At 65.7% G+C, this 21,456-nt stretch carries 22 protein-coding genes and 1 tRNA gene; 9 read left to right on the top strand and 14 right to left on the bottom strand.

Annotated elements, in window-relative coordinates:
• The first annotated feature begins 10 nt into the window (after positions 1–10).
• Together C6W92_RS08065 and C6W92_RS08070 are read left to right on the top strand one after the other, a co-directional pair.
• Positions 11–84, top strand: a tRNA-Gly gene (locus C6W92_RS08065).
• 126 nt (positions 85–210) lie between these two features.
• Positions 211–486, top strand: a complete 276-nt coding sequence (locus C6W92_RS08070) for a hypothetical protein (protein WP_129432492.1) — start codon at positions 211–213, stop codon at positions 484–486.
• 45 nt (positions 487–531) lie between these two features.
• Here the strand turns inward: C6W92_RS08070 and C6W92_RS08075 are convergent, their stop codons facing one another.
• Positions 532–738 (bottom strand): cold-shock protein, encoded by a 207-nt coding sequence (locus C6W92_RS08075; RefSeq protein WP_129432493.1) that lies wholly within the window; start codon positions 736–738, stop codon positions 532–534.
• Between the two features lie 164 nt (positions 739–902).
• Between C6W92_RS08075 and C6W92_RS08080 the strand changes: the two genes are divergently transcribed.
• The 4 genes from C6W92_RS08080 (at position 903) to C6W92_RS08095 (ending at position 4,397) form a co-directional block, all read left to right on the top strand.
• A complete protein-coding gene (locus C6W92_RS08080) occupies positions 903–1,217 on the top strand; it encodes an ArsC/Spx/MgsR family protein (RefSeq protein WP_129432494.1) in 315 nt (104 codons plus the stop codon).
• A 46-nt stretch (positions 1,218–1,263) separates the two neighbouring features.
• Positions 1,264–1,632: a hypothetical protein gene (locus C6W92_RS08085; RefSeq protein WP_129432495.1), complete on the top strand. Its 369-nt coding sequence runs from the start codon at positions 1,264–1,266 to the stop codon at positions 1,630–1,632.
• 100 nt (positions 1,633–1,732) lie between these two features.
• Positions 1,733–2,545 carry an alpha/beta fold hydrolase gene (locus tag C6W92_RS08090; RefSeq protein ID WP_129432496.1) on the top strand — a complete coding sequence of 271 codons (813 nt, stop codon included), beginning with the start codon at positions 1,733–1,735 and terminating at the stop codon, positions 2,543–2,545.
• A gap of 67 nt (positions 2,546–2,612) precedes the next feature.
• Positions 2,613–4,397, top strand: coding sequence for an ABC transporter ATP-binding protein (locus C6W92_RS08095; RefSeq protein ID WP_129432497.1), 1,785 nt, complete (start codon positions 2,613–2,615; stop codon positions 4,395–4,397).
• Between the two features lie 12 nt (positions 4,398–4,409).
• Here the strand turns inward: C6W92_RS08095 and C6W92_RS08100 are convergent, their stop codons facing one another.
• From C6W92_RS08100 to C6W92_RS08115, 4 genes are all read right to left on the bottom strand, one after another.
• The gene (locus C6W92_RS08100) at positions 4,410–5,138 is read right to left on the bottom strand and encodes an alpha/beta fold hydrolase (protein WP_129432498.1); all 729 of its coding nucleotides are present in this window, start codon (positions 5,136–5,138) and stop codon (positions 4,410–4,412) included.
• 79 nt (positions 5,139–5,217) lie between these two features.
• Positions 5,218–6,198 carry an alpha/beta fold hydrolase gene (locus C6W92_RS08105; protein ID WP_129432499.1) on the bottom strand — a complete coding sequence of 327 codons (981 nt, stop codon included), beginning with the start codon at positions 6,196–6,198 and terminating at the stop codon, positions 5,218–5,220.
• A complete protein-coding gene (locus tag C6W92_RS08110; protein WP_129432500.1) occupies positions 6,195–6,953 on the bottom strand; it encodes an alpha/beta hydrolase in 759 nt (252 codons plus the stop codon). Before C6W92_RS08110 ends, C6W92_RS08105 begins: the two co-directional genes overlap by 4 nt.
• A gap of 74 nt (positions 6,954–7,027) precedes the next feature.
• Complete coding sequence (locus tag C6W92_RS08115) at positions 7,028–7,273, bottom strand: hypothetical protein (protein ID WP_129432501.1); 246 nt, start codon at positions 7,271–7,273, stop codon at positions 7,028–7,030.
• Positions 7,274–7,534: 261 nt separating this feature from the next.
• Here C6W92_RS08115 and thrS point away from each other — a divergent pair, with 261 nt between their 5' ends.
• Positions 7,535–9,514 (top strand): threonine--tRNA ligase, encoded by a 1,980-nt coding sequence (gene thrS, locus C6W92_RS08120; protein WP_129432502.1) that lies wholly within the window; start codon positions 7,535–7,537, stop codon positions 9,512–9,514.
• 10 nt (positions 9,515–9,524) lie between these two features.
• Here the strand turns inward: thrS and C6W92_RS08125 are convergent, their stop codons facing one another.
• Together C6W92_RS08125 and C6W92_RS08130 are read right to left on the bottom strand one after the other, a co-directional pair.
• The gene (locus C6W92_RS08125) at positions 9,525–10,340 is read right to left on the bottom strand and encodes a cyclase family protein (protein WP_129432503.1); all 816 of its coding nucleotides are present in this window, start codon (positions 10,338–10,340) and stop codon (positions 9,525–9,527) included.
• Between the two features lie 44 nt (positions 10,341–10,384).
• Positions 10,385–10,942: a hypothetical protein gene (locus C6W92_RS08130; protein WP_129432504.1), complete on the bottom strand. Its 558-nt coding sequence runs from the start codon at positions 10,940–10,942 to the stop codon at positions 10,385–10,387.
• A 117-nt stretch (positions 10,943–11,059) separates the two neighbouring features.
• On the opposite strand from C6W92_RS08130, the gene C6W92_RS08135 reads away from it, so the two are divergent.
• A complete protein-coding gene (locus tag C6W92_RS08135; protein ID WP_129432505.1) occupies positions 11,060–11,326 on the top strand; it encodes a hypothetical protein in 267 nt (88 codons plus the stop codon).
• Positions 11,327–11,338: 12 nt separating this feature from the next.
• The gene (locus C6W92_RS08140; RefSeq protein ID WP_129432506.1) at positions 11,339–11,920 is read left to right on the top strand and encodes a DUF1523 family protein; all 582 of its coding nucleotides are present in this window, start codon (positions 11,339–11,341) and stop codon (positions 11,918–11,920) included.
• Positions 11,921–11,924: 4 nt separating this feature from the next.
• Here the strand turns inward: C6W92_RS08140 and C6W92_RS08145 are convergent, their stop codons facing one another.
• The 7 genes from C6W92_RS08145 to C6W92_RS08170 all read right to left on the bottom strand — a co-directional run bounded on the left by C6W92_RS08145 (position 11,925) and on the right by C6W92_RS08170 (position 21,317).
• Positions 11,925–12,797 carry a DmsC/YnfH family molybdoenzyme membrane anchor subunit gene (locus tag C6W92_RS08145; RefSeq protein ID WP_129432507.1) on the bottom strand — a complete coding sequence of 291 codons (873 nt, stop codon included), beginning with the start codon at positions 12,795–12,797 and terminating at the stop codon, positions 11,925–11,927.
• 1 nt (position 12,798) lies between these two features.
• A complete protein-coding gene (locus tag C6W92_RS08150) occupies positions 12,799–13,563 on the bottom strand; it encodes a 4Fe-4S dicluster domain-containing protein (RefSeq protein WP_129432508.1) in 765 nt (254 codons plus the stop codon).
• Positions 13,560–13,709, bottom strand: a complete 150-nt coding sequence (locus C6W92_RS17660; protein WP_164989193.1) for a hypothetical protein — start codon at positions 13,707–13,709, stop codon at positions 13,560–13,562. The genes C6W92_RS08150 and C6W92_RS17660 overlap by 4 nt, the downstream gene beginning before the upstream one ends.
• Positions 13,706–16,525 carry a molybdopterin oxidoreductase family protein gene (locus C6W92_RS08155; RefSeq protein WP_129432509.1) on the bottom strand — a complete coding sequence of 940 codons (2,820 nt, stop codon included), beginning with the start codon at positions 16,523–16,525 and terminating at the stop codon, positions 13,706–13,708. The genes C6W92_RS17660 and C6W92_RS08155 overlap by 4 nt, the downstream gene beginning before the upstream one ends.
• 133 nt (positions 16,526–16,658) lie before the next feature.
• Positions 16,659–17,822, bottom strand: a complete 1,164-nt coding sequence (locus C6W92_RS08160) for an acetate/propionate family kinase (protein WP_129432510.1) — start codon at positions 17,820–17,822, stop codon at positions 16,659–16,661.
• Between the two features lie 4 nt (positions 17,823–17,826).
• Positions 17,827–19,602 carry a sulfoacetaldehyde acetyltransferase gene (gene xsc, locus C6W92_RS08165; protein ID WP_129432511.1) on the bottom strand — a complete coding sequence of 592 codons (1,776 nt, stop codon included), beginning with the start codon at positions 19,600–19,602 and terminating at the stop codon, positions 17,827–17,829.
• 227 nt (positions 19,603–19,829) lie between these two features.
• A complete protein-coding gene (locus tag C6W92_RS08170) occupies positions 19,830–21,317 on the bottom strand; it encodes a PLP-dependent aminotransferase family protein (RefSeq protein WP_129432512.1) in 1,488 nt (495 codons plus the stop codon).
• Between the last annotated feature and the right edge of the window lie 139 nt (positions 21,318–21,456).

Raw genomic sequence — 21,456 nt, forward strand, 5'->3', positions numbered from 1 at the left:
CAGGGTCGCTGCGGGCGTTGTGTAATGGTAAGACCTCAGCCTTCCAAGCTGATGATACGGGTTCGATTCCCGTCGCCCGCTCCACCTCCCTTTCTGCTCCGGCTCCGGCGTCCTTCATGGCGGGGAACGCGTTGTTTCCGGTGAAAGAAATTGACAGGGTCCGTGCATCTCTTACCATCGGCCGCGTGATTACCGATGTGGGGGTTTGACATGCAATTTCACAGGACAGGAGTTGTCGCGGCGCTTGCGCTCGCCGTGCTCGGGGGGCCGGCCCTCGCCGACGGGCCGGGTATCTATGCCTACGAGGGGACGGCGAATTACTGCCCCGCCGGGTTGCAGCCGGTCTCGATCAACGGCGTGATCTGCTGTGGAGAGCCGAACCGGGCGCAAAGCTATCAGCAGGCGAAACAGCATCCTGCCACGCGCATCCGGAGTGCGCGCGTGCGGTATGACGAGTGTCTGCCCGGGATGAAGGGCTGCGACTGAGCCTCGTCCAAAGACGATCTGCCGGGCACGGAACGCCCGTGGCTTTCAGAGCAGCGTCAGATCGCCCGCCATCTGGCGTCCATCCCGGCCATCCTGCAGCTCGTAGCCGACCTTCTGGTTGTCGGCAAGGCCGGTGAGCCCCGAACGCTCCACCGCCGAGATATGCACGAACACGTCCTTACCGCCGTCGTCCGGGGCGATAAAGCCGTAACCTTTCGTGGTGTTGAACCACTTCACGGTGCCTGTCGGCATTCCGTTCTCCTTCGTCTTCGTCTTCGCGTCCCCGGAAGTATGCCGGGCCATATGCCGACATCCGGCACAGGCCGATGATTGCATTGTCAATGTAAAAATCAAGCGAAACTCCGTGACGGCCCCGATCTGGCGCGCTAAGACGGCAGACGCGAAGGAGCGAGCCGATGATCGTCTACGGGATAAAAACCTGCGATACCTGCCGCAAGGCATTGAAATCCTTGCCCAGGGCAAGGCTGCACGACGTGCGGGCCGAGGGGTTGCCCGAAGACGTGGCACAGGCGGCACTGGCGCGGTTCGGGGCGGCGCTGGTCAACCGGCAATCGGCGACATGGCGCGGTTTGAGCGAGGAGGCGCGCGCGGACGCGCCGCTGCCGCTCATCGCCGCGTATCCTGCCGTGATGAAGCGGCCGCTCATCGAGGCGGACGGCACGCTCTACCTCGGTTGGGGACGGGAGGTGCAGGCCGCCCTTCTTGGATGAGACGCGAGACCACCTATATCGGCGGCAGGTATGAGAGGCAGACAACATGCGCAACGCGGCAGCGGTTCTGGGAATTATCGGCGGGTGCCTCGCGGTCCTCGTGGGGTTCTTCAGCTATGGCTACACCGAGGCGGTGAACCGATTCGGAGAGGTCGAGGGGCTGCTCCATCAGGTCGCCGATCCCTCACTCATCCGCACGGCGAGTTTCCTGGCGCCGCTGCTGGCGATCGCGGGCGGCGCGATGGCGAAGGTGCGCGCGCTGCCTGCGGGTCTCTTGCTGCTCGTTTCGGCGGGGCTGATCTATTATGCGTTTGGCTTCAACGTGTTCACCATGTTCCCCATCGGGATGGCGGGGCTTGCGGGCGTGCTGGCGCTGGCGGCGGGCAAGCCGGACGAGCCGAAATCGCATTTCTAGATCGGGCGGGCGCCTGTCGCGCGTGGGCTGACGGGCTTGTGACATGACATTTCATGAGCGGCTCTTAGGTTGCATCGCGACACGACACGACGGTTCGCCCATGCGCCACGCCCTTGCCATCGCTTTTCTGGCCCTCATCACGCCTGCGCCCGCCCTTGCCGCGGGGCAGGTCGCACCGCGCTGTCACGCAGAGGTGCCCTGCGCGCTTGGAGACCGGTCCTACCACGTGAAGGAACCCGACGGCTGGGACGGCAAGACGCCGCTGCCGGTGCTGCTGCATTTTCATGGCTGGATGCGGCAGGGTACGTTGATCGTCAAGCATGGCCGCATTTCCGGCGCGACGCGGCGGCGCGGCGTGCTGCTACTGGCACCCAACGGGCAGGGCAAGACATGGGATTTCTGGACCGACCGAACCGATGACGTGGACTTCGCCGCGGCGGTGATCGAGGACGCGGCGAAACGCTATCCCATCGACCGCAGCCGCATCTATGTCTCGGGCTATTCCTACGGATCGGCGATGGCGTGGCGCTATGCGTGCGAGAACGGTGACGGGGTGGCGGCGCTCCTGGCCGTGTCGGGCACTTTGCGGCAATCCGAGACCTGCGCGCAGGCCCCTCAGGAGGTACGCCATGTCCACGGCACCTCGGATACGGTGATGGATTTTCCCTTTGGCCCCAACGGCGAGACGACATGGCCGGTCCGGCTCTGGCGCGGGCGGATGGGATGCGCAGGGCCGGGCAAACGCCTCGGAGACTGGTCGGTGACCGACCACGACACATTCGCGCGCACGACATGGGATTGTGACGACGGCCGCGTTGTGCTTGACATGCATTCGCGCGGCCATTTCATCCCGCGCGGATGGATCGCCCGTCAACTTGACGAATTGCTCGGCCTGCCAGCATCCTATCCGTGAAGGGGTGACCTCGGCCCCTGAACACTCTATGAGGCGGGCAGGACACAGCTAGACGGCACCGCCCCGAATGAACACCCCCGACCCGGACGGCAGATCGCCCCTCCTCACCGGACCCGACCGCGACAACCTGCGGTGGTTCTGGCGTCTCTACCTGCGCCGCCGCGCGCCGTGGCTGGGGCTCGTTCTGGTCATGATCCTCGTGCAGGGGGTCGTTTATCAACAGTTCCTCGCCATCACCGAGGACGGCCTGCGCGTGATCTTCGAGAGCGGCTCGGTCCGCGATCTCGTCTTTGTCTGCGCCGCGGTGTTCTTTCTCTTCACGGTGCGGGGCACGATGGCCTATTTCGTGCCCCGTATCTCTGTCTGGGTGTCCAATTCGGCCATCTACGAAATGCGCCGCGACCTGATCGCGCACCTGATGACCCTCGACCTGAGCTATTTCGAGCGCACGCGCTCGGGCGAGTTGATCCACCGGATCGTGATGCAGACGCAGTCGCTCGGGCATTTCATGGGGCTGGGGACGGCCAACGCGGTGCGCGACGCGGTGACGGTGGTGATCGTGTCGGGCTACCTGATCTGGAAGAACCCGGTGCTGTTCGCGGCCGCGATCGTGGTTCTGCCCTTCATCATCTGGGTGATGAACGCCGTTTCGGCGCGGGTCAAGCGCGTGCAGGGCGAGGCCGAGACGGCGCTCGGCAACTACATGAACCGGCTAGAAGAGACGATCTCGGCCATGCGCACGATCAAGATCGCGAGCCAGGAACGGGTCGAGACCGACCGGCTCGATGGTGACACCGGCTTGATGCGCGACCTCACGCTCAAGGTGCAGCGCACGCAGGCGCTGGTGATGCCCTCGATCGACCTTTCCTCGGCTTTCGTCTACGTGCTGGTGATCGGCGGCGGTGGCTACATGGTGCTCAGCTCCGGGTTTGACATGGACGGGGCCGAGATCATCACGTTCCTTTTGGGCATGGTGCTCGTGTTCGATCCGGCGCGACTGCTGGCGCAGTACCTGGGCCTGTTGCCCACCCATCTCGTGCAGCTCGACCGCGTGCGGCGCATGTTCCACGAACACCCCACCATCGTCGACGCCCCGGACGCGATCACCGATTTCGACATGGGCGGCGATATCGTGCTCGAGGACGTGCGCTTTGGCTACAGCGCCGATCATCCGCTCTTCGACGGGCTGTCCATGCGCTTCGAGGGGGGCACCGTTTCGGCCATCGTGGGGGCCACCGGGTCGGGCAAGACGACGGTGCTGTCACTCTTGTCGCGTCTCTATGACGTGCAGGGGGGGCGCATCTCCATCGGGGGCACGCCTATTGACCGGCTCGAGCTCGACGCATTGCGCGCCGCGTTCTCTGTGGTGGCGCAGGATATCGTGATCTTCGACAATTCGATCTGGGAGAACATCCGCTACGTCAACCCCGTGGCTGAGGACGCCGAGATATGGCAGGCCGCCGAGAATGCCGAGATCGCCGATCTGATCCGTGCGCGCGGCGACACCCCTGTGGGCCCCAAGGGCGCGCAGCTATCGGGCGGGCAGAAACAGCGCATTGCCATCGCGCGCGCGTTTCTCGTGGATGCGCCGATCCTGCTTCTGGACGAGGCGACGAGCGCGCTCGATCAGGCGACGGAGGCCCGGATCAAGGCCGCGCTCACCCGGCTCACCAAGGGGCGCACGACCATCGTGGTCGCGCACCGGCTGTCGTCGATCACCGATGCAGATTGCATTTTCGTGCTCGAGGCGGGGCGGCTGGTGGAGCAGGGCAGCCACGATGAGCTGATTGCGCGGGGGGGCTATTACACCCAGCTCTACAAGGCGCAGAAACAGACCAGCACTGCGCGCTGAACCGGCGGGCGCTCAGGCGTCCGCGCGTCGTTGCAGCATCAGCGGCTTCGTCAGCCAGCCGCGCAACGCCGCATTGGTCTCGGCTGGCTGCTCCAGCACCGGCAGGTGCCCGGCGCCGTCGATCACGCACAGCTCTGCGCCCGGAATCAGCCCGGCCATGAAGTCGTGCCGCCGTGGCGGGGTCAGGCCATCGGCGGCCCCGCACAGCACCAGCGCCGGCACCTGGCAACGGCGCAGGACTGCCTGGTAGTCGCGCCGCCGCTGCAGGGCGCGCACCTGCCGCACGAGCGTGTCAGGCCCGAGCGCCTCGGCCATCTCGATCACCTGCGCCAGCACCTCCACCCGGCCTGCGCCGGGTGCCAGGACGTCCTGACCCAGCACCATCTCGACCGCCTCGACGATCATCCCGGCGCGCAGCTTGGCCACCAGCGGCTCGTACCCGGCGGAGGAGTGCGGTGTCTCCGCCAGTGCGTTCGTGTCCATCAGCGCGATCCGCGTCACGCGATCTGGCGCGCGGCGCAGGATTTCCATCGCCACGATTCCGCCCATCGACAGCCCGGCCAGCGCGAACCGTGGCGGCAGGTGATCGAGCAGCCCCGAGGCGATTTCCTCGATCCGCTCGCCGCGCGTGATCGGCGCGACGCACACCACCCTGTCCTGGCCCAGCTCGGCGATCTGCGGTGCGAAGAGTCGCGCGTCGCACATCATGCCGGGCAGAAACACGACCGGATCACCGCTCATCGAAACCCCCCCGATTCCAGGGGTCTCTTGCCCCCGTCCTGTGCCGAGCATGGCACCGCCGCCGCGGCGCGTGCAAGCGCTAAGGCGCGATGCTCTTCTCGATCCATGCGATCATCGCCTTTGCCGCGGGGGCGGTACTGCCGGGTGACATGATGTTGCCCGCCACCACATGTGCGAACGGGTCGTCCCCTTCGGCCAGCACCGGCGCGATGCGCGTTGCAGGGCCGCCCCAGCGGGCCAGCACGCTGTCGGTCAGGTCTGGGCGCACCACCGTGTCCGCATCCGAGTAGTAGAAGAGCGCGGGCACCGGGACCGTCGCCGGGTCGAGCGCGCGTGCGCGTGCCACCAGCGCCGCCATCGGAAACACCGCTGTGCTGGGATACTCGGTGGTCCATTCCGCCGCCTGCCCCGGGTTGCGCGGCTCGAAGCGGCGCCGCTGCCCGGCCACGAGCGGCAGCCAATAGCGCGCGCCCGGCCATGTCAGCAGCGGGGCCAGTGGGTTGTTGATCCCGAAATTGGGCGAGACGAGGATCGCCCCCGCGACCCCCTCACGCAGAGCGGAGTCGGCGAGGGCGAGCGTGGCCACCGTGGCCCCGGTCGAGGTGGCGAGGATCACCACCCGGTCGCCCACCGCGCGCGCCACCGCCAGCGCCTCGGCCGCATCCACCAGCCAGTCCGACGCCGTTGCCTCGGCCATCGCGTCACCGTCGCGCCCGTGGCCGCTGAAGCGGGCATAGACGAGATTGGCCCCAAGTGCCTGCGCCACCATGTCTGGCACCGGGCGGATTTCCTGGCTCGAGGCGGAGAAGCCGTGCAGGTAGACGATGGCGAGCGGTGTGCGCGTCTCGGGCGCGCCCGTCCAGATCACACGCTTGTGGCTGTCGGGGCGGATGTCGTCATATCGCGCCTCGCGCGCCGCGAGATAGGCATCCACGCCACCGTCGAGCCTGCCTTCGTCGACGGGCGGCGGCATCTCCACCGGTTCGCGCGGGGCGAGGATGAGCCCCGCCGCGAGGAGCAACGCGAGCGCCAGGAGCGCGCGCAGCAGCCAGCGTATCATCCCGCGTCCGCCCGCGCGCTCACCTCGTCCAGCGCCGCGCCGATGAGCCCCAGGCAATCGGGATCGGAAAAGCGGTGATCTGCCCCGCGGACCAGTGTCAGCCGCATGTCCGGCCCGGTGGCGTGGTCCAATAGCCGCAAGGCAACGGATTTATCCACATCTTCATCGGCGGTGCCTTGCAGAAATCGAACCGGGAAGGGCAGGTCGAGCGGCGAGCGCAGGACGAGGTGATCGCGCCCGTCCTCGATCAGGCGGCGGGTGATGATGTAGGGTTCGCCATACTCCGAGGGCAGCGCGATCTGCCCCTCCTCCATGATCCGGCGGCGGTCGGACTCGTCAAACCCGGCCCACATCGAAACCTCGGTGAAATCGGGGGCGGCGGCGATACCCACCATGCCCGCCACCCGTTCGGGGCAGGCGCGCGCCAGCAGAAGCGCGATCCATCCGCCCATGGACGAGCCCACGAGGATCTGCGGCCCCTCGGTCAGCGCGTCGAGCACCGCGCGGGCATCCTCTGCCCAGTCGCCGATGCATCCTTCGGTGAACGCCCCCGAGGATTGCCCGTGCCCGGAATAGTCGAAGCGCAGGAAGGCACGGCCCCGCGCCCGCGCCCAGTCCTCGAGCCAGAGGGCCTTGGTGCCCTCCATGTCGGACTTGAATCCGCCGAGAAAGACGATCCCCGGCCCAGCCCCGGCCAGCCGGTGATGGGCGAGGCGGCGGCCCGCTCCGGTTTCGTGCCATGATGGTTCTGGCATCGCATCCTCCCTTGCCCTGCCGCAGGGATCATGCACCGGTGCCCGCGCCCGTGCAAACCGGATTTCGCCCGTGTTCAGCCGCCGATATAGGCGCCTTTGCGCGGCCGGTAAAACACCTTCTGATTGTGCAGCCGTCCGAGCAGGTCGTGGATGCGGCGCAGGGTCTCGTCTGCCTCGGGCAGGGCGTCGGCGGTCTTGTCATGTTGCACCGGATCGGTGAGCGTGCGCGCCGACAGGTCGGCCTTGGTCTGTCGCAGCGCGGTCTCGATCAGGTCCATGTCTTCGACGGAGAGTTCGAATGTCTCGTTATATCCCGGCATGTCCGGTGTCTCCTCTGCCTTGCCGCGCCGCGGCTGTGCGGTCGCAGCGCAATATTGTTGCGCGACCTGTAAGCGGCACTTAAGGCAGCATTCGCGACATGTCCACTGGATTTTTTGAACTGCGTCAATAGGTTGCGATATACGGTCGCATACCGTCGTGCACCTTCTCCCCCTTGACCTCGGCGGCGGATGCGGGCATGAGGCGGCGAAATACCCGCAACCGGGCGTTCCGTGGGCGCCAAACCGACGAGGAGCCGTGACATGGCCGATATTTCCCTCACCTTTCCCGATGGCAATGCGCGCAGCTACCCCGCTGGTGTGACCCCCGCCGAGGTGGCGACCGATATCTCGGTGTCGCTGGCGAAAAAGGCCATTTCAGCCCATGTCGACGGGCAGCACTGGGACCTGCAATGGCCGATCCCGCGCGACGCCGCGATCGGTATCAACACGATGAAGGACGAGGGCCCCGCGCTCGAACTCATCCGCCATGACCTCGCCCATATCATGGCCCGCGCGGTGCAGGAGATCTGGCCCGATGTGAAGGTCACCATCGGCCCGGTGATCGAGAATGGCTGGTATTACGATTTCGACCGCGCCGAGCCGTTCACGCCCGAGGACCTGAGCCGGATCGAGGCCAAGATGCGCGAGATCATCAACGCGCGCGATCCGGTGACCACCGAGGTCTGGGAGCGTGCCCGCGCGATCGCGCATTACGAGCAGACGGGCGAGCCCTACAAGGTGGAACTGGTCGAGGCTATCCCGGGCGACGAGCCGCTGCGCATGTACTGGCACGGGCACTGGCAGGACCTGTGCCGTGGCCCGCATCTGCAACATACCGGGCAGGTGCCCGCCGACGCCTTCAAGCTGATGAGCGTGGCCGGTGCGTATTGGCGCGGCGATAGCAGCCGCCCGATGCTGCAACGCATCTACGGCGTCGCCTTTCAGACCCGCGACAAGCTCAAGGCGTATCTCAATTTCCTCGAAGAAGCCGAGCGCCGCGACCACCGCCGCCTTGGCCGCGAGATGGACCTGTTTCACATGCAGGAGGAAGCGCCGGGCCAGGTTTTCTGGCACCCCAACGGCTGGACCATCTACACCGAGTTGCAGGATTACATGCGCCGCAAGCAGCGCGCCGGTGGTTATCGCGAGATCAACACGCCGCAGGTCGTAGACCGCAAGCTGTGGGAGGCCTCGGGCCACTGGGACAAGTACCAGCACCACATGTTCGTGGTCGAGGTGGACGAAAGCCGCGACGGCGAAAACGACGACGCGGCGGTGAAGAACAAGTCGCAGACGCGGATCAACGCGCTGAAGCCGATGAACTGCCCCTGCCACGTTCAGGTGTTCAACCAGGGTCTGAAGTCTTATCGCGACCTGCCGCTGCGGCTGGCCGAGTTCGGATCATGTGCGCGGTTCGAGCCGTCGGGCGCACTGCACGGGATCATGCGTGTGCGCGGCTTCACGCAGGACGACGCGCATATCTTCTGCACCGAGGAGCAGATCCAGGAGGAGTGCGCGCGGTTCATCGACTTCCTTGCGGATATCTACCGCGAGCTTGGTTTCCCTGAATTCGAGATTCGTTTCGCCACCCGCCCCGAGAAACGTGTCGGGACGGATGAGAGCTGGGACTATGTCGAAGGCGCGCTGGAAAATGCGATCAAGGCCGTGGGCCGTGATTACACGCTGGAGCCGGGGGATGGCGCGTTCTACGGGCCGAAGCTGGACTTCTACCTCACCGACGCAATTGGCCGGGTGTGGCAATGCGGCACCTTCCAGGTGGACCCGAACCTGCCCGAGCGGCTGGACGCGAGCTATATCGCGCAGGACGGGGCCAAGCACCGGCCCTACATGCTGCACCGTGCCTGCCTTGGCAGCTTCGAGCGCTTCATCGGCATCCTGATAGAGGAACATGCCGGGCGGCTGCCCTTCTGGCTCGCGCCTCGGCAGGTGGTGGTCGCCTCGATCGTGTCGGATGCCGATGATTACGTGCAAGAGGTGGTCGAAGATCTGCGCGCGCGCGGCGTGCGCGCCGAGGCCGATACTCGCAACGAGAAGATCAACTACAAGGTGCGCGAGCATTCCGTCGGCAAGGTGCCGGTGATCCTCGCCTGCGGGATGCGCGAGGTCGAGGAGCGCAGCGTCTCGCTGCGCCGTCTGGGAGAGAAGGCGACGCGCACCGTTGCCCTCGACGAGATCGTGCCGGAGTTGGCCGGCGAGGCGACCCCGCCGGACATGGTCTGAGGCGCGCGCCTCAGACCAGCGCGAAAATCCGCGCCGGGCCGCCGGTGCCGCCGCGATGCTTGGGCGCGCCGATCACGATGGTGGCCCCAGCCGCAGGAACCTTGTCGAGACCCGCCAGGCATTCGATCCCGAAGCGGCCCGTGGGCAGCCAGGCGTAATGCGTGGCGAAATCCGCCGAAGGCCCGTGATCGAGCGAGAGCGTGTCCGACGCGATGGAGCGCGCGCCGGTCTCTTCGATCAGCATCTGCGCGGCCTCGACATGAAAGCCCGGGTAGTGCTGCGCCTCGCCGTCGAAGCCACGGAATGCGTCGCTGCCCGTCTTGGCGGCCCAGCCCGAATGGAGGGCCACGCAGGCGCCGTCCGGGATCGGGCCATTTGCCGCGATCCACGCCTTCAGGTCGTCGGGCGTGACCTGCGCGTCGGCATCGTCGGCGGCGCGGGCGGCGATATCGACCACGCAGAGCGGGGCCACGAGGTTACCCACGGGTATCTCGTCCACCGACGCGCCATCGGCGGAGAAGTGCAGCGGCGCATCGACATGGGTGCCGGTGTGCTCGTTGACGGTGAGCGTCAGCAGGTTGAAGCCGTGCTCTTCGAAGTTGAAGTTCTGCTCGGTCGAGATGCCGGGCGCGCCGAAATAGGTGGGAAAATCGGCGTCATAGGCATGGGTCAGGTCCTCGACCGCGCCGTGCCCGTGAGCAAGAGCGGCGGGCGCGCCGAGAGGTGCGAGCGCCGCCCCCGCGCCGGCAGTGGCCGCCGCCGTGAAGAAGCCGCGCCGCGACAGCATCCTGTCCTTGACCGCGTTGATGATACAGGCGTCACACATTGGTCTTTCTCCTCTGCTGTTGGATCGCGGCGCGGATGGCGGGGCTATAGCCCGAAGCCCCTGAGCGCGCGAAAGTCGATCTGCTCGACAAGTGCAATCATCTCTTCGGGGGTGGCACCGTTGGCCTTGACGAGAAAGCGGTTCGCCACGAGCCCCGTCATTTCGCCGTCCTTGATCATGAATTTCTCGCGCCCAACGCGCTCGACCCGGGCGCCGTACATGGCTGCGTTGGCGATCATGCCGGACATGGCACCCACCATCGGGTTGTCGGCCATGATGGTGATGGTCATGCGCTTGCCGTCGCCCGCATAGGTGGCCTCGGCCCCGGTGCCGCCGCCCATCATGGCGAGCCCGGCGTTCATCTCGGTGTTGATCTCGCGGGTCCAGCCCTCGGGCGCGTCGGGCAGGAAACCCGCGAGCGCGTCGGTCTTGAGGGCGAGCAGAAGCTGGCGCGCATAGTCGAGTTCTTCGAGCGCATAGGTGGTATCGCCGGCCTCGTAGGCGTCGCGCGCGCTTTGCAGCGTTTCCGATATCTCGTCGGCGGTAGCTGGCAGGCCGAAACCGATCACAAGGGCCGCAGTCGCCAGCGAAAAACGTGTCATTTGCGAACGCTCCATAATACATGCAAAAGGGTGTCTGATGCCGGAAACTTGCCGCCGCGACATCGCGAGTTTACGTCAAGTGGTGTAGTTTTCAAGACTGGCGGCGGGAGAGGGGCCATGATCGCGCTGATGCGCCTGCTGATCTTCGGAGGGATCGCCCTTGCCGCGCTCTATCTGGGCCTGTCATGGTATTTTCGTGCGGCCCATCGCGAACGAATGGAGCGCGACTGGGAAGCGGCGGGCCGTCCGGGCAACCGCGAGGCCTATATCGAGGAGGGAATGGCGCAATACGAGCGGTCCTTGCGGCGCAGGCTCTTGTGGCTGGTTTTCATTCTGCCGGTGACGGCGGTGGCGGCCATCATCTGGTTCACGAATTTCAACTGAGGAGGCCGCGCGATGGTCTATGTGAAATGGGGCTTCAGGGCGATCTTCTGGATCGTGGTGCTGGCCTTTCTGCACTACACGCTGCCGCAACATGATATTGCGCGGATCACCGACACCTATGAAAAGCGGGTCAATCCCGGCGATAACGCGCTGTTCTGGTCGAACGCCGATACCGGCGAGGATCCCACGGCTACCGAGCGCGACGTGTTCTTCATCCAGACCTTCCTGACCGATGACGACCCGATGATCTATCGCAACGAGGATACCGGCTGGGGCTGGCCGCCCTATTTCAAGTTCGACACGTCGAATTTGCAGGCCGAGGCCTCGGACATGATGTCGAAGAAGTCGGCGGAGACCGCGCAATGGGTGGCGATCCGTCATTACGGCTGGCGCAACGAGTTCCTGTCGATCTATCCCAACGCGATCTCGCTCTGGCCGGTCGAGGGGCCGGACGCGCGGATCGTGCCGTGGTTCAACATCGTTGTCCTGACGCTGCTCGCCGCGCTGGGGTGGGCGATCCGCGTGCGCTGGAACCGGTTCTGGGCGCGCCGCGGCGCGCCCGAGGGCGGCGAATGGCGCGAGGCCGCGGACTAAGCGGTCAGCGTGCCCCGTAATAGAGCCCGACGACGTGCTCGGCCTCGGCGAAGAACAGCCAGCGCGACACGGCGATGCCGACAATGTGGCTGATCGCGGCCAGAGCCGCCGCGGCGTGGCTGAACGGCAGCGCCAGCAGCACGAGCGGCAGGGCATAGCCGAGCGCAAGCGCGATTATCCGCAGTTTCGCGGCGTGCTTGCGCCCCACCACGAAGACGAATTCGCGCAGCAGGTAATTGCTGCCGGTATGCGGCGGGGCGAAGGCGCGGACGTGGCCGATCCCGCCCAGCCCGGTGGCCGTGGCCATGTCGGTGCCGCTCGCGGCCAGCGCGCCGTCGCCGCGCATCCACCACAACACCTGCACCAGCCCCGCCACCGCCAACAGCGCCATCGCGGCGGTCGCCTGCCCGGCCAGCAGCGCCCCGCCCGAGAGCGAGACGGCAATGAACAGCGCCGGGGTGAGCGGCGTCTTCCAGCGCGGCACGGTGCGCAGTTGCGCGTAGATCATCGAGGTCGTGTACACCGTGGCCAGCGCCAGCACCGCCCCCAGCCAGCCGAGAGGCGCGATCCGCGTGTCCAGAAAAATCAGCGCCGCGCCGTAGACGCCCATGACCACGAGCGCGGCCACCGAGGCCACGCCTTCGCGCGAGAGCCAGCTCGACCGCCACTGGCTGAACGCCTTCCACGCGCGCTCGGGATGGCCGAGGTGGAAGGTCGAGGCCAGTAGCCCGCCCGCTGCGAGCGCATAGCCCACGGCGAAGAAGACGAAGGCCACCCAGCCGGTGACGTCGGGCAGGCCGAGGCCCAGCCAGAACAACAGGCCGAACCCGGCGCCGGAGAGAGTGGTGAAGGCGATGACGGAACGAGCGGGGTGCATGTCAGAGCCTTTCCAGTGTGCGGTCGAGCCAGCCGAGGAAGCCCTTGGGTTCCTCGGCCACGGGGTCGAGCAGGGGGGCCAGAACGTCGACCTCGTCGAGCGTGTCGCGCGGGCGCGGCGGCAGGTACTGGTTTACGGGTTTGGTGCCCTGTTCGGGCATGAGATCCATCCCGCCGCGTTCGGCCACCAGTTTGGATACGTCGCTATCGGGGTCGCCCAGATCGCCGAAATGCCGCGCACCCGCCGGGCAGGTGCGCACGCAGGCGGGCACGCGGTCCTCCTCGGGTAGGTTGTCGTTGTAGATTCGGTCGACGCAGAGGGTGCATTTCTTCATCACGCCCTCGGCGGCGTCCATTTCCCGCGCGCCGTAGGGGCAGGCCCAGGCGCAGAGCCCGCAGCCGATGCAATCGCTCTCGTTCACGAGCACGATCCCGTCCTCCACCCGTTTGTAGCTCGCGCCAGTGGGGCAGACGGTGACGCAGGGCGCATCCTCGCAATGCAGGCAGGACTTGGGGAAGTGCACGAGTTGCGCGGCGGGATGCGGCATCGCGGAGGTCGCCAGGGGCTGCACCTCGTAGCTGTGCACGCGGTTGAGGAAGGTGCCGGAGGGATCGGCGCCGTAGGGCTCTTGATCGCTGAGCGGCGCGCCGTAATTCTCCGTGTTCCAGCCCTTGCAGGACACCACGCAGGCATGACAGCCGACGCAGGTGTCTAGGTCGATCACGAGACCGAGTTTCCGGGTCGTGGTTTCGGGAAGCGTTGTCATGCGGCGCGCTCCTCAACGGTGTGGGGTCGGGTGCTCATCGGCGCTTCGCGGGTCTTGTCCCATGTGGCGATGAACCAGATGAAAGAGCCGATGCCAAAGGCGACAAAGGCCAGAATTGCGAGCAACGTCAGTGTCTTGCCGCTCATTTCTCGACCTTCCATTCCAGGTGATCGGGGCCTTGCCCCACCGGCGATTTGACCGGGGCGAAGGCCGGTTGCGACTCTGTCGGCGCTTGGACCTTCTCGATCCTTACCCGCAGGTCGAACCACGCCGCCTGACCAGTGATCGGATCGGAGTTGGACCAGCGCAGGCCATCGCCCTTCTCGGGCAGCAGCTCGTGGATGAGGTGGTTGAGCAGAAAGCCGCGGGTGGCCTCGGGGGCATCCTCGGAGAGCGCCCAGGCGCCCTTGCGCTTGCCGATGGCGTTCCAGGTCCAGACGGTGTTCTCGTTGAGTGCCGCCATGTGCGCCACCGGCACGGTGATCTCGCCATGCGCCGAGGTGACGCGCGCCCAGTCGCCGTCGCGGAACCCGTGTTTCTCCCACAGTTTCGTCGGCAGGTAGAGCGGGTTTTCACCGTGGATCTGGCGAAGCCACGCGTTCTGTGTGCCCCAGGAGTGATACATCGCCATCGGACGTTGCGTCAGGGCGTGGATGGGGAATTCTTCGGTGTCGATGCTGTCATCTTCGAGCGGCGGATACCAGATCGGCAGCGGGTCCATGGTGGATTTGATCCGGTCGCGCAGGTGATCGGGTGGCTGGCGGTCGCCGTAACCTTCGGCGGCGAGCTGGAAGCGGCGCATCGGTTCGGCGTAAAGGTCGAAGATGTAGGGTTGGGGCGTGTCGAAAATGCCCATTCCCACGGCCCAGTCCTGGTAGGCCATGTTCCACGGCTTGTAGTAATTTGCGCCCTCGGGAATGTGGCTGACGAAGAAGCCGCCATTCTCGATATAGCGGTCAAGCTGTGCGGGGTTGGGCGCGCCGCGACCCACATCCGCGCCATCGCCGCGAAAGCCCGCGAGCGGGCCGATGCCCGGCTTGCGTTCGTGGTTGACGATGTAATCGGCGTAATCGCGGTAGCGCGGCGTGCCGTCCTCGGTTGTAAAGCCCGGCAATTTCAGCTTGTTGGCCAGTTGCACCAGCACCGTCTGAAAGCCGCGCACGTCACGGTCAGGCTCTACCACCGGCCAGCGGATCGCGTCCGCTGCGGCATCCGCCTCGCAGATCGGGCGGTCGAGCAGCGAGATGCAGTCGTGCCGCTCCAGATAGGTGGTGTCGGGCAGGATCAGGTCGGCATAGGCGACCATTTCGGAACTGTAGGCATCCGAATAGATGATGCGCGGAATGACATAGTCGCCATTCTCATCGGTGTCGGTCAGCATCTCCATCACGCCGCGCGTGTTCATCGAGGAATTCCATGACATGTTGGCCATGTACATGAACAGCGTGTCGATCTTGTAGGGATCGCCGGCATGGGCGTTGGAGATGACCATGTGCATCAGCCCGTGGGCCGACATCGGGTTTTCCCAGGTAAACGCCTTGTCGATGCGGGCGGGGGTGCCATCCTCCTTGAGCGCGAGGTCTTCGGGACCACGGACAAATCCCAGATGCGGGCCGTCGAGCGGGCTGTTCGGGGCGCTCTTGCAATGCGGCGTGGGGTGGGCGCTGACCGGCTTGGGGTAGGGCGGCTTGAAGCGGAAGCCGCCGGGCACCTCGACCGTGCCGAGGATGATCTGCAGCACATGAAGCGCGCGGGCCGTCTGGAAGCCATTGGAATGGGCGGATATTCCGCGCATGGCGTGGAAGCTGACCGGGCGGCCGGTCATGGTCTTGTGCGTCTCGCCGCGGAAATCGGTCCATTCGTGATCGAGGGTGATTTCCTCCTCGAATGCCACGCGGGCGATCTCGGCGGCGATGCGGCGGATCTTGTCGGGGGTGACGCCACAGCGCTCTGCCACCGCCTCGGGGGCGTATTGGGGATCGAGATAACGCTCGGCCATCAGGTGCATCACCGGGCGATGCGTGATGCCATCGACCTCGTGGGTGGCGCCGAGATCGGGGCGCACGCCGGGGGTATCAAAGGCCGTGAGCTTGCCGGTGTCGCGGTCGATGACTGTCGGTTTCCCGTCGGTATCGCGTAGGAAGAGCCCATGCTCGGGCGAGTCCGGGTCTGCATTCACCAGAACCGGGGCGTTGGTGTAGCGGGCGAGGTAGTCGAGGTCGATCTTGCCCGCGCGCATCAATTCGTGGATCAGCGACAGGACGAAGAGGCCATCGGTGCCCGGCGTGATACCCACCCAATCGTCGGCCACGGCGTTATAGCCCGAGCGGATCGGGTTCACCCCGATCACCCGCGCGCCGCGCGCCTTGATCTTGCCGATGCCCATCTTGATCGGGTTGCTGTCGTGATCCTCGGCCACGCCGAACAGCATGAAGAGCTTGGTGTGGTCCCAATCCGGCTGGCCGAATTCCCAGAACGCGCCGCCCATCGTGTAGATGCCCCCGGCGGCCATGTTGACCGAGCAGAAGCCGCCATGCGCCGCGAAATTCGGCGTGCCGAAATTCTGCGCCCAGTAGCCGGTGAAGCTCTGGCTCTGATCGCGCCCGGTGAAGAAGGCGAGCTTGGACGGATCGGTCTTGCGGATCGGCTCCAGCCAGTCGCAGGCGATCTGCAAGGCCTCGTCCCAGGAAATTTCCTCGAACTCACCCGATCCGCGGGGGCCCACACGTTTAAGCGGCGCGCGAAGGCGGGAGGGGGCGTTGACCTGCATGATTCCTGCGGAGCCCTTGGCGCAGAGCACACCCTTGTTGACGGGGTGATCGCGGTTTCCCTCGATATAGGCCACCTTGCCACCCTTCATGTGCACGTTGATCCCGCAGCGGCAGGCGCACATGTAGCAGGTGGTCTTGCGCACCTCGTCGGAGACGTGCGGAGACGTGTCGATACGGGGTTGCTGTGTCATTGGCGGCCTGTCCTCCCTTGGCCCGACGTTAGGCCAGGCTGCGGGCCGGTGCGACCCGTATTCTGCAATCTTCGCGTTCCGTGAACATGCGTTTCGCTCTTTCTGAAACTGGCGGCACAGCGTTTCGTTTTCATCATGCGGATGTGTCGAGCAGCGCCAGCGCGTCGGCGGCGATCATGCGTTCCTCCTGCGCCGGGACGATCCAGGCTGCGATCGCCGAATCCGGCGCGTGCAGGCGCAGTCTGCCGGTGTCGTTGGCCGCCATGTCCGCCCGCAACCCGAGCCAGCCCAGCCCGGCCATGATACGCGCACGAATGGGGGCTGCGTTCTCGCCGATGCCGCCGGTGAAGGCCACGGCGTCGAGCCCCTCCATCGCGGCGACGAGCGAGCCCGCGTGGCGGACGGCCCAGTAGCAGAAATGGTCGATGGCGAAGCGGCTCTCGTCGCTGTCGTCGCCAAGCAGCGCGCGCATGTCCGAATGCCCACCAGATAGCCCGAGTAACCCGCTGTTCTTGTTCAGCAATTCATGAGTGCCTGCAATCCCGTCCTCTTCGGCCAGGCGCAGTACGGCGTTGCCGTCGATCTCGCCCGTGCGGGTGCCCATGGTGAGCCCACTGAGCGGCGAGTATCCCATGGTTGTGGCGACTGATCTGCCGTCGCGGATGGCGCAGATTGAGGCCCCGTTGCCGAGGTGAAACGCCAGTAGCCGCGCGGGCAGGGCTCCGCCACTGATCCCCGGCATGGTGCGCACCACCGAGGCGTAGGACGTGCCGTGAAAGCCGTAGCGGCGAATGCCGCGCGCTTCGATCTCGGGCGCCACGGCATAGCGCAGGGCAACCTCGGGGTTGGTGGCGTGGAACGCGGTGTCGAAGCTGGCGGTCTGTGGGACGCCAGGGGCGAGGCGCGCCAGCGTCTCGATGGCGGCGAGGTTGTGGGGGTTGTGCAGGGGTGCGAGGGCAGCGCACCGGTCGATGGCGGCGATGGTGTCGGGGGTGACGCGCACCGGCGCCGTCAGCTCGGTGCCGCCATGCACCACGCGATGCGCTGCGGCGCGAAAGCGGGCAAGGGGAAATCCATGATTATCAAGCTCTTGGAGGATGGATTCCAGGGCCGATGCGTGATCGGGCAGGGCATGTGCGGAGGCATTCCCGCCGATCTTTAGCAGGCCCGCGCCGCCGATACCGTCAGCGATACCGCTCAGCCGTTCTGCAAGCCCGCCGTCAAAGACGGCGAGCTTGATCGACGAGGACCCGGCATTCAGGACCAGTACGAGATCACCGCTTGCCGGGTCCGTCATCGGCTCAGACCTGCTGTGCGCGCATGTCGGCGGGGTCTATCCCGGCCACGGCGACGGGCTCTTTCATCGCGTCGCGGCGGAACGGCTCGCCCAGTTCCTGGTTGAGCAGCACCTCGATCAGGGTCGTGGTGTTGTTTTCCATCTGGTCCTTGATCGCCTGGTCGAGCGCGTCGGTGAGGGCATCCATCGTCTTGACCTGCACGCCCTTGAGGCCGCATGCCTTTGCGATTCCTGCATAACTGACCTTCTCGTCAAGCTCGGTGCCGACGAAATTGTCATGGAACCACAGGGTCGAGTTGCGCTTTTCCGCGCCCCACTGGTAGTTGCGGAAAACGATCTGGGTCACCGGCGGCCATTCCTCGCGGCCGATGGCGGTGAGTTCGTTGACCGCGATGCCGAAGGCCCCGTCACCGGCAAAGCCGACCACCGGCACGTCCCGGCAGGCAATCTTGGCGCCGACGATGGCGGGCAGGCCATAGCCGCAGGGACCGAACAGGCCGGGGGCGAGGTACTTGCGCCCTTCCTCGAAGGAGGGGTAGGCGTTGCCGATGGCACAGTTGTTGCCAATATCCGACGATATGATCGCCTCCTTGGGCAGAGCAGCCTGAATGGCGCGCCACGCCATGCGCGGGCTCATCCAGTCGGGTTTGTCGGCGCGGGCGCGCTCGTTCCAGGTGGTGCCGGGGTCGTCATCCTCGTGATCCATCGAGGAAAGCTGCTGCGCCCAAGTGGATTTTGTGTTTGCGATCAGTGCCTTGCGTCCATCTCGGTCGGTATCTCCCGCGGTGTCGGAGAGGCGCGCGAGGATGCCCTCGGCGACCTTCTTTGCATCGCCGACGATGCCGACGGTGACCTTCTTGGTCAGGCCGATGCGGTCTGGGTTGAGATCGACCTGGATGATTTTCGCGTCCTTGGGCCAGTAGTCGATGCCGTAGCCCGGCAGGGTCGAGAACGGGTTGAGCCGCGTGCCGAGGCAGAGCACGACATCGGCCTTGGAGATCAGCTCCATCCCCGCCTTGGAGCCGTTATAGCCCAGCGGCCCGGCGAAAAGCGGGTGAGAGCCGGGGAAGGCGTCGTTGTGCTGATAGCCCACGCAGACCGGAGCATCCAGCCGCTCGGCCAACTTGCGCGAGGCGTCGATGCCATCCGCCAGCACCACGCCCGCGCCGTTGAGGATGACGGGGAATTTCGCGTCGCTCAGCAGGGCGGCCGCTTCGGCAATCGCGGTTTCGCCGCCGGAGGGGCGCTCGAATTCCAGCGCGTCGGGCAGGTCGATATCCACCACTTGCGTCCAGAAATCACGCGGCACGTTGATCTGGGCGGGGGCGGAGGCGCGTTTTGCCTTGAGGATCACGCGGTTGAGCACCTCGACCACCCGGGAGGGATCGCGCACTTCCTCTTGGTAGGCGACCATGTCCTCGAACAGTTTCATCTGCTCGACCTCCTGAAAGCCGCCCTGGCCGATGGTCTTGTTAGCGGCCTGCGGGGTGACCAGCAGCAGCGGGGTGTGATTCCAGTAGGCGGTTTTCACGGCGGTGACGAAATTGGTGATGCCGGGGCCGTTCTGCGCGATCATCATCGACATCTCGCCACAGGCGCGGGTGTAGCCATCGGCCATCATCCCGGCGCTACCCTCGTGGGCGCAATCCCAGAAGGTGATCCCGGCGCGCGGGAACAGGTCCGAGATCGGCATCATGGCCGATCCGATGATGCCGAAAGCATGTTTGATTCCATGCCGTTGCAGGGTTTTTACAAAGGCTTCTTCGGTGGTCATCTTCATTGGGGGCTCCTTGGGGCTGGGGCGCGGGTGGCGCGCGAGGCATGTCCGGTCATGCGGACCCTAGCCGGGAGACGGCAGGCCGAGTAGGGCCAGATTGAGGCGTCAGCTATGACCAAGATAGTAAATTATTGAGAACAGAAGTATCATTAATCGAGTTTATTGTTCAAGCAAATCGAGAAGGAAGATGTTCATCCTTTGATAATCTATTGATTCTAAGATGATAAATGTCACTCTGGAAGGACCGCCCCGTGGCCTGGCCAGATGTCCAATTCAGCGGCCAGCCGTCCGATCCCCTCGGCGATGCGATCGGACGGGATCGAGGAATAGGCCAGTCGGTAGAAATTGTTCGGGCGATCCGGCCCGTGGAAGAACGGTGCGCCCGGCTCGATGAGCACGCCCCGCGCCCGCAGCCGGGCGTCAAGACGCGAGGTGTCCACGTCGCGGGGGGCCTGCATCCAGATCGACGAGCCGCCGAATGCGCCGCGCCCGGCGATGTCGAGCCCGTGCGCCGCGAGTGCCGTCTCCATCACCTCTCGCCGACCGGCGAACACCCGCGCCATGCGGCGGATCAGGCTGTCGTAGTGGCCGAGGCTGAGGAAATAGGCGGCGGTGCGCTGCATCAGGCCCGGCGGATGCCGCAAAACCGAGGCGCGCAGCGCCCGCGCCTCTCGGATAAACGCTTTTGATCCAACGAGATAGCCAAGGCGCAACCCTGGGAAAACCGACTTGGAAAAAGAGCCCACGTAGATGACCCTACCTTCCGTATCGAGCGACTTGAGCGCCGGGAGAGGGGGGTGGAGAAAGGCCATCTCGAACTCGTAATCATCCTCGACGATGAGCGCCTCGCGCTCGGCGGCCTGCGCGAGCAGCGCGCGGCGGCGGTCGAGCGGCATGGTGGCGTTGGTGGGCGACTGGTGGCTGGGCGTGGTGAAGATCACGTCGGCGTGGCGCGGCAGCGCCTCGGGGGGCAGGCCGTCACGATCCACTTTCACAGGGTGGAGGTGACAACGCGATTGGGTGAGGATGTCGCGCAGCGCGTGGTAGCACGGGTTCTCGATCACCGCGGTTCGGCGCTGCGTCAGCAGCACCTGCGCGGCCAGCCAGAGCGCGTTTTGCGCCCCCATTGTTATAAGGATTTCAGAGGGTTGGGCGAGAATTCCGCGGCGTGGCAGGATGTGGCGCGCGATGAACTCGACGAGTTTGGGATCGTCGCGGTCGTAGTGGTCGGCGCTCAGCGCGTGGAAATCCCGCGCCCCCAGCGCCCGCAGCGCGCATTGCCGCCAGTTGGCGTGGTCGAATAGCTGCGGATCGGTCTGGCCATAGATGAACGGAAAGGGGTAGCGCGCCCAGTCGAGCGGCTTTTCCGGGGTGTCACCATCGCTGTAGCGCCGCCCCAGCGCGCGGGTCCAGTCGATCGTCTCGCTGCGCGGGACGGGATCGGCGAAGGCCGGAGGTTCTGGTGCGTTTTCAGAGACATAGTAGCCGGACCTATCGCGGCTTTCGAGGTAATCGCTGGCCTGCAACTCGGTCAGCGCGAACGTCACGGTGATACGGCTGACGCCAAGATGCGCGGCGAGACGGCGCGAAGAGGGGAGCTTTTCTCCCTTGCGGAACCGGCCTGACAGGATTCCTTGCGCGATCATCTGCCGGATCTGCGCCTGCAGCGTGCCCTCGGCGTCGGGAGCGAGGAAAAAGGTTTCGACAGGGATCGCCATGCGAGAATGGTAGACTGGACCTAGCCGGCGCGCAATCTGGTCTGATGGCGATTTCACGAACCTTGCGGTTCAGCGCGCGAACCGCGAGGTTCGACCCCGGGAGCGCACGGTGCCCCCCCGTGCGCGCAAGCCAAGGGAG

Source organism: Roseovarius sp. A46 (genome assembly GCF_004126395.1).
Taxonomy (GTDB): domain Bacteria; phylum Pseudomonadota; class Alphaproteobacteria; order Rhodobacterales; family Rhodobacteraceae; genus Roseovarius; species Roseovarius nitratireducens.